This is a genomic window from Ktedonobacter racemifer DSM 44963 (assembly GCF_000178855.1).
Taxonomy (GTDB): domain Bacteria; phylum Chloroflexota; class Ktedonobacteria; order Ktedonobacterales; family Ktedonobacteraceae; genus Ktedonobacter; species Ktedonobacter racemifer.
In genome coordinates this window covers 215,257-229,070 of sequence record NZ_ADVG01000002.1, presented here as the reverse complement: position 1 = coordinate 229,070, position 13,814 = coordinate 215,257, and the positions used below count along the sequence as shown (strand labels likewise).

The window sequence follows — 13,814 nt, the reverse complement described above, 5'->3', positions numbered from 1 at the left end:
ATCCCTATTTTTTTGCTGCTATCCTGGCTATGATATAATCTGGATAGCTAAGTGTTCTTTGCACACCAAGTAAGAAGCGATAGGGTTTTGCCATAAGCAGGAAATAGTAAATTATGCCAGAGCATGTTTCACAGTCAGAGGCGCAGCGCCTTATCTATATGGATCACGCGGCCACGACCGCGCTTGACCCACGTGTTCTTGAGAGTATGATGCCGCACCTGACCGAGCAGTACGGCAACGCCAGCAGTATCTATGCGCTAGGTCGGCAGGCGATGCAGACCATCTCACATGCGCGTGAAGATGTGGCTGAACTGCTCAATTGCCAGCCCGCCGAAATCGCCTTTGTAGGTTGTGGTTCTGAAAGCGATAACCTGGCGATCAAGGGCATGGCTTTTGCCTCGCAAAAGAAGGGCAACCACCTGATTACCAGTTCGATCGAGCATCACGCGGTTCTGCACACCTGTAACTACCTGGAGCGTTTTGGTTTTGAGACCACCTATCTCCCGGTCGACGAGAATGCGTTGATCGATCCAGACGCGGTTGGGCGGGCCATTACCGATAAAACCGTGCTGGTCTCGATCATGTTCGCTAATAATGAGGTCGGAACCATCGAGCCTATAGCTGAGATTGGGAAGATCTGTCGTGCTCGCAAGGTTCCCTTCCATGTGGACGCGGTGCAGGCAGGTGGCGCACTCCCCATCAATGTGGCCGCATTAAACGTGGACCTGCTCTCGCTCTCGGCGCATAAATTTTATGGGCCAAAGGGGATGGGTATTCTCTATGTCAAGCAGGGCAAGCGAATCCTGCCGCAGTTGCAGGGGGGATCGCAGGAGCGTGGTAGGCGCGCCGGTACCGAGAATGTCGCGGGCATCGTCGGGACGGCTGAGGCCTTCCGGCTGGCCCAGGAAGAGCTAGAGACCGTGACGCCACGTATTCGTCAACTGCGCGATCGTTTGATTGAGGGCATCCTGACCATTCCCAGGAGCCGCCTGACGGGTCACCCTGTGCAGCGCCTGCCCAATAACGCGAGCTTCTGTTTTGAAGGCGTGGAGGGTGAATCGATCCTGATTCACCTGGATATGCTGGGGATCGCGGCCTCGACCGGTTCGGCCTGTACCTCGGGTTCGATTGATCCCTCACATGTATTAGAGGCCATGGGCTATCCACCGGAGTGGTCGCATGGGAGCTTGCGCCTGACGCTCGGTAAGGAGAATACCGAGGAAGAGGTTGAGCGGGTCATCACGCTCCTACCCGCAGTGGTAGAGAAAGTGCGGACCCTGGGTCTATAGCCGAAAAGTATAGGATTGAAGAGAGGAATATGTCCAAGCATGCCCTCTCTTCTTTGCTTAGAGTGGTCTCGGCATATGGTGAAGTATCGTATCAAAAGATTGAACTATGGCACTGCATGCAGAGAGGTCTGGGGAGATTGCCCGAGACCTCTCACTGTTTTTGGTATGTATCTCAACGCCAATGCATAACGATGGGGTCCTGAAAATGGACCCCATCGTTATGCGCTGTACTGGCTTTTACTTACTTGTTTGCATCGTTGTACTCGGCTAGCGAGTCATTCGACTTCTGGACGGCACTATCCAATGCAGTTTTAGCGCTGCTGGTTTGACCGGTGAGGTAGGTATCCATCGCCGTCTGAACGTTGTTACGCATAGTAAGCATATTGCCGGTAGCCGCGCCAGCATTGTAGTAGTTGGTCTGGCTGGAGCGAATCTGGTCAATGCCTACCTGAAACTGGGGATACTTTGTCAAGGTATCCTTCATCGCTTGCTGATTATAGGCGGAGAGACGGGTAGGGATATAGCCAGTATTGGAGGACCAGAACGCCTGAGTGTCTGGCTGAGACAGGAACTTGGTGAAGCCCCAGGCCCCCTCTTGCTGTTCTTTCGTCCCCTTGTTTGTGATCCAGAGCGAAGCGCCACCGATGGCGGTGCGGCCCTGGGCAGGAAGGGTCTGGCGAGGGATATAAGCAACACCGATATCCAGCTTATTACCGTTTTTCGCCGCCGTATTGACGAAGTTGCGCATCGAAGCGACAGACTCAAAGGTCATCGCGGACTGGCCTTTGAGGAAGGCTGACGAGGAAGAGCTTGAGCCGCTCGCGCCATAGTATTTTGCTGACCCGTCAGCAATCAACTGCTTCTCGAACTCCAGCCACTTGACGCCTGCGTCGTTGTTGAAGCTGTACTGCGTCGCGCGCCCTGTACGGCCATTGTTGGGGGTAGCAAGGAACTGATTGCTCGAGGCCAACGCCTGTTCAAAGAACCAGCTATAGTCATAGAAGCTAATGCCCGCACGAGTGACCTTGCCGCTAGAGTCCTTCTGAGTGAGCTTCTTCGCCGCGGCAATCACCTGGTCATATGTCCAAAGTTTCTTGCTGGGGTCCAGACCTACCTCTTTGAAGGCGTTCTTATCGTAGTACATCACCATCGTCGAGGAGTTGAAAGGCATGGAATAGAGCGTTCCATTAACCGTGTAGTAGTTGCGGATCGCGGGCTCCAGGTCATCAACGACACTCTGCAGATGATCACGATTGATCAGATCCTGCACCGGAATAATTTGCTTGGTGTCGATCATGCGCTGGGTGCCGATGTCATAGATCTGCACGACATTGGGAAGCTGGTTTCCGCTCAACGAGGCGTTGAACTTGCTGAGCGTGTCATCATAGGATGACTGGAAGATGCCATCAATATAGTATTTATTCTGGCTCTCATTATATTTGTTGATCAGTGTGCGCAGAACATCACCGTTCACGCCACTCAGACCATACCAGAAGGAAATTTTGAGCGTCCCTGGTTTCTGTGGATCGAGTTTGACCGCCGGGGTCGCCGCAGGCGCGGCGGGTGTGGACGCGGTATTAGTAGTGCTTGTATTACCCCCACCACAACCAACCAGCAGGATGGTTGCGAGGAGCACCAAGACGATTTGTTTTGCGTAACGCATGGGAAATATGATCCTCCAATAGAATAGTAAAATTATTAGTTTCTACACAGGACTTCTCGCCACGACGTGGCTTGTCGGGGTAGAGGATGTGGCGTGGCAATGCCGCAACATTGCCACGCCACATCCTCTACCCCCTGCGAAGCATCGCAGACGCCGAGAACACCTCGTGCAGAGGGAAGTAGAGTAGCGACGATTGTTGACGATTGTTATTTAATAATGCCCGCCGTTAACCCGCGTACGAGTTGACGATGACCAAATATCAAAGGGAGAAGCGTTGGAATCACAATGATGAGCGTAGCGGCCATCTGGGTATTGAGAAAATTAACTTCACTAGAGTGAAAGATCGCAATACCAATCTGCGTCGTACGCCACGTCGACTCATTGGTGACTAGAAGGGGCCAGTAAAACTGGTTCCAGGTCGTAATAAAGGTATAGAGGCCCAACGTCGCCAGGGCCGGGCGTGCCAGCGGGATCAGGAAGCTCCAAAGGAAGCGGAAGTGACCGCATCCATCTAACTTCGCCGCCTCTTGCAATTCGGGCGGAATGGTCATGAAGTACTGACGTAGCAGGAAAATGCCGAAGCCTCCCGCAAGGAACGGCAGAACCAGTCCCTGGTAGCTATCTGTCCAGTTCAGATGCAAGATCAAAAGGAAGTTTGGAACCAGCGTCGCTTCAAAGGGGATCATCATTGTTCCCATGACAATAGCAAAGAAGATCGGCTTCCCCCAGAAATTGAGGAACGCAAATGCGTAAGCCGCCAGAGACGATGTCACCAACACACCAGCGGTGACCAGGAACGAGACAACAAAAGAGTTGAGAATCCAGCGCGGTAAATCTGGTTGCTGGACCAGAACCCGCACAAAGACGCCCCAGTCAAGTTGAGCCAGATTGGGAAGTAGTTGTGGCGTCAGGGTCTGCCCCTGCAACGCGATAGAGAATGCGAACAGCAAGGGGAAGAGAATAATCAGCGAGACTAGCAACAACAAAATATAGGTGACGACTGTCCCCAGGCGTTTCCCAATACTGATCTTTCCCTGGGGCATTGTATTGACAACGGCACTCATCGGTAATGTACCCTCCTGCCCAGGAAGAGAAATTGCATCGCACTAAGAATGAGCAGAATGATGAACAGGATTATCGACATTGCCGACGCGAAGCCATAGCGATGGTCAGCCCAGAACGATTGATAGATCGCATAGACAAAGACATTGGTCGAACTATCCGGCCCTGGCCCATTCACCAATACATTGAACTGCGTAAATGCCTGGAAGCACGAAAGGGTATTAATAATCAGCAGAAAGAGCAAGATAGGTGTTAACATTGGCAACGTGATGTGGAGGAAACGCTTCCAGCGACCCGCGCCGTCCAGAGAGGCACTCTCATAGAGGTCCTCTGGTATGGCCTGCATACCAGCGAGCGTGATAACAAAATTGAAACCCAGGCCCGACCAGACCGACATCACGGCTATGGAGATGAGCGCAGTCGAGGCATTATTGAGTAATCCCGGCTGTGGCAAGTTCAGTAAGTTGACCAACCAGGTAGTGATGTTCGTAGTTGGATCGAAGATCAGCGCCCAGATAACACTTGAGCTTGCTAGCGAAATAGCGATACTTACGGTAAAGATCAAACGGAAGACGCCGATACCGCGTACCTTTGCCATCGCTAGCGAGGCGAGGCCCAGCCCACAGACGATTTGTAGCGAGACGACAAGCAATGCGTACTCGAAGCTTATCAACAGGCTGCTCAGATAATCATTTGCCGAGTTGCTGAAATCCAGAATTTGTTGATAGTAGCGTAAGCCGACAAACTTTACCGGATCACCCAGTTCATTAGTAATATTGAGGCTGAGCCAGATAGCACGGAAGAAGGGGAAATACGTAAAAACAGCGAATACCACAAGTACAGGCGCCAGGAAGAGCACCCCCAGGCCAAATTCGCGTACTCGCCTGCCCAGGTGTCCACGCTCCTGAACTTGTGCCTTGTGCACCCCTGTTTGCTCAGACTTCGTACGTGGCTTCTCTGCTTGTAACGATACGTCCACGTCCTGGTGATGTATAGAGGATTGTTTCAACTTACCACAGATGCTCCTTCTCTATGAGAATATCAACTTCCCTACTTGGCAGACTTACTTAGAATAAGCGGCCTACGTTAATTCAGTATTAAGGACATTTAAAGCTAATGATAAAATTCAATTAAGGGAAACTAAAAAAATAAATCACCCCAGAAACGCCCTTGCCAGAGATGATAGACTAGAAGCAAAAAAGCTCTGGAAGGATGGAAGATGGAACTGGCAGAGGAAGTGAAAGAGTTACTGATCAAGGCAGCAAAGGAATTAAAAGGCAGCGCTCGTCGTCTTTTTATGGCACGGACGGTACGAGCATTGGGAGAAGGAGGGCAACGTCGAGCCGAAGAGGAGTTGGGCTGGAATCGTGCAACGATCAGGAAAGGCGAGCATGAACTGAAAAGCGGACAGGTGTGTGTGGATGCCTTCCAGCTTCGAGGCAGAAAACGCAGCGAAGAGCATCTGCCGAACTTGCTGAAGGATATCACCGCCATTGTGGATGGGCAAAGCCAAGCCGATCCGCAGTTTCGTAGTACCCGGCTCTACACGCGTTTGACCGCCACAGAAGTCCGTCGCCAGTTGATCACAACGTTCCATTACACCGATGCTGAATTACCAACGGCAGTCACGATCACGACCAGGCTCAATGCGCTGGGATATTCCCTCAAAAAGGTGGCCAAGACGCAACCCCAAAAAAACTCCCGGAAACGGATGCCATCTTCGAGCATCTAAAGCAGGTCAATGCTCAGGCAGATGCGCAGGACTCGACCTTACGCCTTTCGATGGATGCCAAGGCAACGGTCAAAGTCGGTCCCTTTGCACGAGGAGGAAAGAGCCGTGTGCTGACCAAAGCGGCTGACCATGATTTTGAGGCAAAAGCCACGGTGACGCCGGTGGGCATTTTCCTGCCCGCTTCCGATGAGTTCTTTCTGTACGGGGTCGTCTCCAAAGTGACCAGCGACTGTCTGGTGGATCGCCTGGTGCAGTGGTGGGAGAGCGTGAAAGAGCGCTTTTCCCACATCAAGACACTTGTCATCAATGTGGATAATGGACCAGAGAATCACAGTCGTCGGACCCAGTTCATGCAGCGTTTGCTCGCATTTGTGCAGCAGTATCAGATCACCGTCCGTCTGGCATATTATCCACCCTATCATAGCAAATACAATCCGGTTGAGCGCTGTTGGGGCATTTTAGAACAGCACTGGAATGGGACCTTGCTCGATTCGGTGGATGCTGCCATCCAGTTTGCCAAAACGATGACATGGAAAGGGAACCATCCGATGGTTGATTTGGTGACGACCACGTATCAAACTGGTGTGAAGCTGACGAAGGAAGCCATGCAAGTGGTGGAAACCCACCTCCAGCGATGGCCTTCCCTGGAGAAATGGTTTGTGGATATCACCTATTCTCTGTCTGTTGGCAGGGATAATTAATTATTTGAGAGTCCCTAAGTTAAAAGGAGGGCTATTATGGTAGAGGGCAGCATCTCGTTTGAGGACAACATGTTGTCGCTGTTTGGAGGCTTGTACCTCTTCTTTTGTTTCCTGGCTATCGCTGGACCGATTTCCCTTGCGAAAGGAACACCGCGAACGCTCTGGCTGCTGCGGCTCATGGTGCGCGGTCAGAAGGTAATGGGAGAGGTCGTGAAGGTCCATACCAGTCGTGTAACTTCCAATGGATGGCTTTTGTGCAGCCATACTATGGGCAATTGGCTTATTGTAAGGATGAATGTTTTTATGTTACATTGAACGTACCGGGGGGGTGTTGGCGGTGCTGCCACTATATGTCCTTGCAAGTTGTACGCAGGAGCGTAGCGACTATTGTAGCGCCAGGTCGTTGTAGAGCGTTCTCAACGAAGCCTCCAGATATCGGATGAAAGGAATGGTTTTAGGGGATGGATACGTTAAAACGCGAAACGTTGTCGCAGCGGGTGCGGCAGGTGAGGCCCTCTGGCATTCGTAAGTTCTTTGATATTATTAATACCATGCCAGAGGTTATTTCATTGGGAGTGGGAGAGCCCGACTTCGTCACGCCAGAACATATTCGGCGCGCTGGTATTCGCTCAATTGAAGAAGGACATACGCAGTACACCTCTAACTATGGCATGATTGAGCTACGCCAGGAGATCGCCAAGAAATTGCAGGCGCTCTATGGCCTGGAGTATGATCCCGCTAAGCAGATCCTGGTCACGGTCGGGGTAAGCGAAGGTGTCGACCTGGCCATGCGTACCATCATTGATCCAGGAGACGAAGTGATCGCCCCCGACCCGGGATATGTGGCCTATGAGGCCGACATCATTTTCGCCGGAGGCGTAGCGGTGCCGGTGCCAACATACGCGCAGTATGACTTTGCTGTACGCGCGGAGGAGATAGCCGCCGCGATTACCCCGCGCACCAAGATGATTCTGCTGGGCAATCCCAATAATCCCACAGGTGCGGTGATTCCCCGTGTGGAGCTTGAGAAGATCGCTGCCCTGGCCGTCGAGCATGATTTGATTGTGCTCTCCGACGAGGTATATAGCCGTCTGACCTATGGTGTTGATCACTTTAGCATCGCCTCGCTACCCGGGATGAAGGAGCGCACCATTTTGATGGATGGCTTCTCCAAGTCGTATGCCATGACCGGCTGGCGCGTGGGCTACGTGGCGGCCTCCACCGAGATCCTTGAGGCCATGCTCAAGATCCACCAGTATACCATTATGTGCGCCGGGACCGCGCCCCAGGAGGCCGCTTTACAGGCGTTGCGCTACGGCGATGACGACGTCAAGCGGATGCACGATGAGTATGAGCGCCGGGGCCAGATGTTTGTCGCGGGCCTCAATAAACTGGGCCTGGCCTGTTGCGAGCCACGAGGCGCCTTTTACGCCTTCCCCTTTATTGGCAATACGGGGATGAACGACGAGGAGTTCGCGGAGAAATTGCTCTTTGAAGAGAAGGTCGCCGTCGTTCCTGGTAGCTCGTTTGGTGAGGCGGGACGCAATTATGTGCGCTGCGCCTACTGCACATCCTATGAGAAATTGGAAGAGGCCCTGGTGCGCATCGAGCGCTTCTTGCAGAAGCACGCCAGATAGAGCGTCATCTGTTTGACTCCTCGCCTCTGCGGCGCTCGCTTTGATCAATGATGGAGTGCACCGCGACAGCCGCAGGCTGTCGCGGTGCACTCCATCATTGATCAATTGTATTATTTGGCGGAAACGGGTTCCCAGGGTGGAGCCTGGACGCGGTCGCGTTTTAGCTCAAAGACATTGGGCTGGGTCAGGAAGTAGGAGGTATGATCCCAGAGGGTCGCAGCCTCTTCGCCCTCGGGTACACTATGGATGACCGGGCCATAGAAGCCTACGGTCGAGCCCTCAAAGGCGATGGTGGGTACGCCAAAGGCCGCGTAGCGATCAACGGCCTCTTTATGGTCGTTGAGTACATCCTGGACCGTCGACTCATCGGAGAGGGCCTGGGCGACAATGTCGCTGCCGAGTCCCGCTTCCTGTGCAGCTGCCTCGACGACTGAGCGCTCGCTGATATTCTCTTTGCGTCCGTGGGCGGCATTTCCCAGCGCAACGTAGAGTTTCTCCAGGGCCTCATTCCCTTTCTGGCGGCGAGCGAGGGCCAGGGTGCGAAGCGCGGTCCAGCCGCGACCGTTCACATAGTCGGGCTGTACACCCTCCTGGCGGTTAACCACTTCGAGGCTAAAGAGTTTCCAGGTAATATCCACTGGACGCTCCTGGCGTACATTGCGCATCCAGAGGGCGGTGCGCCACGCCAGGGGGCAGAGTGGATCAACGTGCATGTTTACTTTCTTGGGTTGCGTAGCTTCCAAGCTCATGAAAATCACTCCCCAACTGTGAAGTATAGTCACACTTTACTTTCTGAAGTGTGCAATTATAGAATATTCTCTCGCAAAGATGAATGTCAAATGGAGAGTGGCTGAAAGCGCCTAGAAATTGCTTCTGAGAAATGACTGGTTCCCATTTTTTATATCCAAAAGACGATGTGAGCCGAGAAGCATGGATTCGGGATTGGCATGTTGCGGACCAAGAAATCGTAGGGCAGGTGCTTTCGCTGTCCCCTGATATTTTTGCAGGAGTGGTTGGAGGAACTGTGGTAGCGCAATGCTGCCATGACGCCGAGCCAGCAGGAGCAGATAGTAGCGGCTGCGCTCATCCTCTACCACACTGCGAATAGTTGAGAGGTCAAGCAGGATGCCGCGTTCGTGGCGCGTGAAGAGCAGGATGGGCGCATTATCCATCTCCTGCGAGAGACGTAAGATACCCTCCTCAAGGTTGGGGATATAAAGTTCCATACGCTGTAGCTTTATGCCTGCCTGCCTGGCTCGGTAGTACATATATTCCAGAAAGTCTTTGGCCTGTTGAATACGTTCCAGGCGAATTCCTTTGTGTTTGTCGGGCGAGCAAGGAATGAAGGCCACACATACCAGGCAGGCAGAGAAGTTCTCTGCCATGACCAGAGCCTGATCGATTGCTTCTCTATCGATACCGTGCGTAAAAGGCAGGAGTAAATACTGCATAAGCGTTTCCATTCTTATTGATGAGTGGCTGGTGTTACTGAGCAAATAGCAGGTGTCTGTGTTATTAGTATAGAGGGAAAGGAATAAAGTTTGGCTCAAAATGTGAAGGGCGGATCTAAAGATATGCTCAGGATCTGGTGACTTTGCTATTCTGGTGAGGAATGCGAAAATAGGAGCAGGCGTTAGTATATTGTGTGCAAGTTATTTCTGGTAGGTAATAGAGTGAGCCCTGGCAACTGTAAGTTGCCAGGGCTCACTCTATTACCTACCGAGGCGAGCGCTGTAGGCACAAGGTTAACATTCGCTATAGCCGCAGTTATAGCATTTGCGGCAGCCTTCCTCGTAGACCATGGTGTTGCAGTCGCACTGGGGGCAGAGGTTGCCCGTCAGGTTGAGTGTGCTAAGATCGCCATGCTCATGATAGGTGCCATTCGTTCCATTGTGCTTCTGCTCAACAGGGGGATCGTCCTGTTCAGAGGCGGCGTCCTCCTTTTCTTTCTCGCTCGCGAGCTGTGACTCGATATGCAGTTCCAGTGCGCGGGCCACGCCATCGGGCAGCGAGCGCACTTGCTGGACACCGAAACCAACCGAGCGGCTGCCGCCGATGCCGCGTAGCTGTTCGGTGATGACCTTGGCGCGATCCATCTGCGAGAGCGGACTGAGCAGTTGCAGGTTGAGCGAGATCAAGCGCCCCAGGGCCTCGGAGAGGGCCGCGATATCGCTACCGGCCTTACCCAGAGTCACAAAGACCTCCAGGGGACCCTGCTCGTCACTATTGATGGTGATGTTGATCTTGCCCTCGGGGGCGCGCACCTGGCGTGTATAGCCATGTACGACAGGGGGGCGCTCTTTGATACCCTGGCGGATCGAGGTCACAGGCTCCATCATCAGGCCCTGGGTCTCGTTCGCATCGCCTGTGGCCTGTTTCTGCTTCTTCTCATCCTCGATACGGGTCAGGACCGCGTCACGTGAGCCATCGCGGTAGTAGGTCACGCCCTTACAGCCCATCTCATAGGCCAGGCGATAGAGGGTCTCGACCTGGTCGACGGTATGGTTGTTGGGTGCGTTCACCGTCTTACTGATGCTGGCATCGGTGTAGCGCTGGACAGTTGCCTGTACACGTATATGCTCCTCTGGCGAGAGATCCTTTGAGGAGACAAAGTAGTGAGGTGTTGATGCGTTGGGATGCGCGTCGCGCCAGGCCTGGAGCAGGGGATGATAGAGAATATGCTCGCCGGTGCGGTCCCGTCGGATCATGGCGAAGTCAAAGACCGGCTCAATCCCCGAACTGACCCCCGAGAGCAGGCTGGTCGTGCCAGTGGGCGCCTGGGTAAGCAGGACTGCGTTGCGTGTGCCGTGCTTCTTGATCTTCTCCTGCAACGATTTTGGCAGGCGTTTGATAAATTTGCCCTGGAGGTATTTGTCGCGTTCGAAGCGTGGGAAGGGCCCCTTCTCGGCGGCGATCTCCGTCGAGGCCTCATAGGCCGAATCGCGGATCGTCGAGTAGATGCGCTCAATCACCGGGATCGAGGCCTCGCTGCCATAGGCGATCTTCATCTTGATCAAGGCATCGGCCAGGCCCATTGTGCCCAGACCCGTGCGGCGCGTGCCGAGCTGCGCCTCGCGATTCTCATCAAAGAAGTAGTCGGTCGCATCAATGACGTTATCTAGGAAGCGCATGGAGACCTTGCTTATCTCTGCCAATCGCTGCCAATCCATGGCCCCATCCGAGACAAAGGCTGCGACATTAAGTGCGCCCAGATTACATACGTTCCAGGGCCCGAGGCCCTGTTCGCCACATGGATTTACGCAACGTATCGTTTCATAATACCACGTATTGGATTCTTTGTTATAGCGGTCCATGAAGACGACGCCGGGCTCGGCGGACTCCCAGGCGGAGGTGCAGATCAGGTCCCAGAGGTGGCGGGCCTTGAGCGTCTTTTTGACCTCGCCCTGCCAGACCAGATTCCAGTCGGCATCGTCCTTGACGGCCTGCATAAAGGCATCGGAGACGCAGACCGAGAGGTTGGCGTGCTCGATCATGCCCGCCTTTTTCTTGACCGTAATAAACTCTTCAATGTCTGGATGATTGTCATCCAGCATGAGCATTAACGCACCTCTACGGCTATTAGACACATATAATCCATTTCCTGACAACATGTGAATATCACGTACCTCAAAGTCGTAGACATCTGATGGACCGATTGGTATGATAGAGGTAATTACGTCTGGTAATACTCCTAACAAGGCGTCGAGCCGCTCTATCATAGCAACCCCTCCCACCGCAAGAACACGCTCACGAACTCTTAATAGTGCATAATGTGATACGCGCTCTTTTGTAGAATCGAAGATTCCTTGGTAGTAGCGACCAGGAATCTCTAGCCTCCTCCAAGCTTCCATTGGGTAGTTGATGCGATGACTACGATAGCCTACCTGCTTTTTATCTTTGTATCCGACTACAAATTTGCTAAAACGCTCTTTAAATTGAGCACCTGTCACAATAAGGCGGTAGATGTTCCGCCAGCCTTGAGCGCCTCGGTCTTGTACAACGATATGCGAAACGATGCCGTTGACAAGCAATAACTGTTGAATACCTTCCAACATTTCGCGGCTTACACTATCAAATCCATAACCACCTTTTTGTGTTCTATCACATCCATCAGCTTCAAAGTAGCCACCGATGAATGCTGCTACAACCTTTGTGGGTGATCTAAAGATAGCTTCAGGGACACGTATTGCCTCAGACTTCTGTTTGAGGATGTCATTCTTTTGTAACCACTGTGCTAATGTGCGTGAGTTAACTTCAATAACTGTACATGCGCCATCACCTGCGAGTATTAGTGGGTTTATTCCAAACAGGTCATGGATTATTGATACCAAAGCATCCTGAACCTCTTTTTGATTATTTGCTACTGCCAGTCTAAAACCTTTTTCAGTGTGTTCGATTAGTTTCTTGTCTTGTAACACATGTCCATCACCATAAAAATAGCCTAGCAAATAGGCTAAATCTGGAGTAAGGTATGCAGGGAGTTTAATAGGCTTCTCTTGATATAATCTTCCAAAACGAACACTGGAAATTGGTTTAAGGGCAACTAACTCTGTATCATCATTTGCATCCTCTCCAAGAAGAAGTAATACCTCATCCCCCTCCTCAAGTTCGCGTAACGGAACTGTTGTAATCTTACCGTCACGTAGTATGCCCATTTTATGGTCGAGTGTGACACGAACGTGATAGCCTCGACTAGTAGCCACTTCGTAGAGATCTTTGATGCCGTTACGAAAGACCGCTGTGAAGGGACGTAGACCTTTGTGGGTTTGAGCTTGAATAACCTCCCCACTGTCTAAGCGATCTGCTAGCTCTTTTGCAGGTATCAGACCTTTGTGAGTGGCTATACGTTCATTGGGACCAAAACAGCCACCTTGTTGGATGACATCGCCGGTTGCGACCGAGTAGAGTTGTGCCCAGGAGCAGGGGCCAGAGGCCGTGCCATTGACGGTCTTGATATAGGAGCCACGCGGACGGAGCGTAGAGAGGTTAATACCAACGCCGCCACCACGTGCCATGATCTCGGTCATGACCTTCAGGTTCTCCAGGATGCCCTGGCGGCTGTCTTCCGGGCTTGGCACCACAAAACAGTTATAAAATGTAACCTGGTGGCCGGTTCCGGCGCCCGCGAGGATGCGTCCACCGGGGACAAACTGGAAGTTGGAGAGGGCGTCGTAGAAGCGCTCCTCCCAGAAGGCCTGCTTCTCCTCGCCTTGCTCGACAGCGGCGATGCCACGGGCGACGCGTTTCCACATGTCTTCAGGGTAGAACTCCAGAGGCTGCCCGGTGGCATCCTTGAGCGAGTATCTATCCATGAACACCTTCTGGCGAATGCCCTCTAACTGGGTGGGCGAGGCTATGTCGGAGGTAGGTGCAGGCTGTATCGTGGAGTCAGACTGTCGTGGTGGTTTCTGTTGTTCTACCATAAAGGCTTGCTCCTTTTCCTTGTACTCTGGGCGTCAAATCAAGTATGAGCTAGATACCGTTTTGCGGCCATCCAGGTCGCCTTATGTGCAATACAAAAGAATATGGATGTGAGAAGACAGCGCTGAAAACGATAGAGGCATGGACCATGTCAATTGTGTGGGTGCTGTATGGATACATGAGATACATCGGGCTGAGAGCCCTTTGGGTGTATCCTCATGTTTCGCTATCGAAAATGTATTCTACGCTATCCAGTATACTCGCAATGGCGACCAAAAACAACCCCTCTGGCACAACATATTGTGTTGA

The 13,814-nt window shown here is 52.5% G+C and carries 8 protein-coding genes and 1 pseudogene; 3 read left to right on the top strand and 6 right to left on the bottom strand.

Annotated features, from left to right (window positions below):
- The first annotated feature begins 113 nt into the window (after positions 1-113).
- Positions 114-1,289 carry a cysteine desulfurase NifS gene (nifS, locus tag KRAC_RS17385; protein ID WP_007909257.1) on the top strand — a complete coding sequence of 392 codons (1,176 nt, stop codon included), beginning with the start codon at positions 114-116 and terminating at the stop codon, positions 1,287-1,289.
- A gap of 241 nt (positions 1,290-1,530) precedes the next feature.
- Here the strand turns inward: nifS and KRAC_RS17380 are convergent, their stop codons facing one another.
- The 3 genes from KRAC_RS17380 to KRAC_RS17370 all read right to left on the bottom strand — a co-directional run bounded on the left by KRAC_RS17380 (position 1,531) and on the right by KRAC_RS17370 (position 5,023).
- Positions 1,531-2,952 carry an ABC transporter substrate-binding protein gene (locus KRAC_RS17380; protein ID WP_007909255.1) on the bottom strand — a complete coding sequence of 474 codons (1,422 nt, stop codon included), beginning with the start codon at positions 2,950-2,952 and terminating at the stop codon, positions 1,531-1,533.
- Positions 2,953-3,158: 206 nt separating this feature from the next.
- Positions 3,159-4,016, bottom strand: coding sequence for a carbohydrate ABC transporter permease (locus KRAC_RS17375; RefSeq protein WP_007909253.1), 858 nt, complete (start codon positions 4,014-4,016; stop codon positions 3,159-3,161).
- Positions 4,013-5,023: a carbohydrate ABC transporter permease gene (locus KRAC_RS17370; protein WP_007909251.1), complete on the bottom strand. Its 1,011-nt coding sequence runs from the start codon at positions 5,021-5,023 to the stop codon at positions 4,013-4,015. The genes KRAC_RS17375 and KRAC_RS17370 overlap by 4 nt, the downstream gene beginning before the upstream one ends.
- Before the next feature lie 210 nt (positions 5,024-5,233).
- On the opposite strand from KRAC_RS17370, the pseudogene KRAC_RS79495 reads away from it, so the two are divergent.
- Both KRAC_RS79495 and KRAC_RS17350 read left to right on the top strand, forming a co-directional pair.
- Positions 5,234-6,447, top strand: a pseudogene (locus KRAC_RS79495) (ISAzo13 family transposase).
- 461 nt (positions 6,448-6,908) lie between these two features.
- Positions 6,909-8,084: an aminotransferase class I/II-fold pyridoxal phosphate-dependent enzyme gene (locus tag KRAC_RS17350; RefSeq protein WP_007909248.1), complete on the top strand. Its 1,176-nt coding sequence runs from the start codon at positions 6,909-6,911 to the stop codon at positions 8,082-8,084.
- A gap of 110 nt (positions 8,085-8,194) precedes the next feature.
- On the opposite strand, the gene KRAC_RS61820 is transcribed toward KRAC_RS17350, so the two are convergent.
- The 3 genes from KRAC_RS61820 to KRAC_RS74550 form a co-directional block, all read right to left on the bottom strand.
- Entirely contained in the window at positions 8,195-8,833 is a 639-nt protein-coding gene (locus KRAC_RS61820; RefSeq protein ID WP_007909247.1) for a DsbA family oxidoreductase, read from the bottom strand.
- A gap of 111 nt (positions 8,834-8,944) precedes the next feature.
- Positions 8,945-9,535, bottom strand: coding sequence for a universal stress protein (locus tag KRAC_RS17340; protein WP_007909246.1), 591 nt, complete (start codon positions 9,533-9,535; stop codon positions 8,945-8,947).
- Between the two features lie 294 nt (positions 9,536-9,829).
- Positions 9,830-13,507 carry an LAGLIDADG family homing endonuclease gene (locus KRAC_RS74550; RefSeq protein WP_007909245.1) on the bottom strand — a complete coding sequence of 1,226 codons (3,678 nt, stop codon included), beginning with the start codon at positions 13,505-13,507 and terminating at the stop codon, positions 9,830-9,832.
- Positions 13,508-13,814 lie beyond the last annotated feature (307 nt).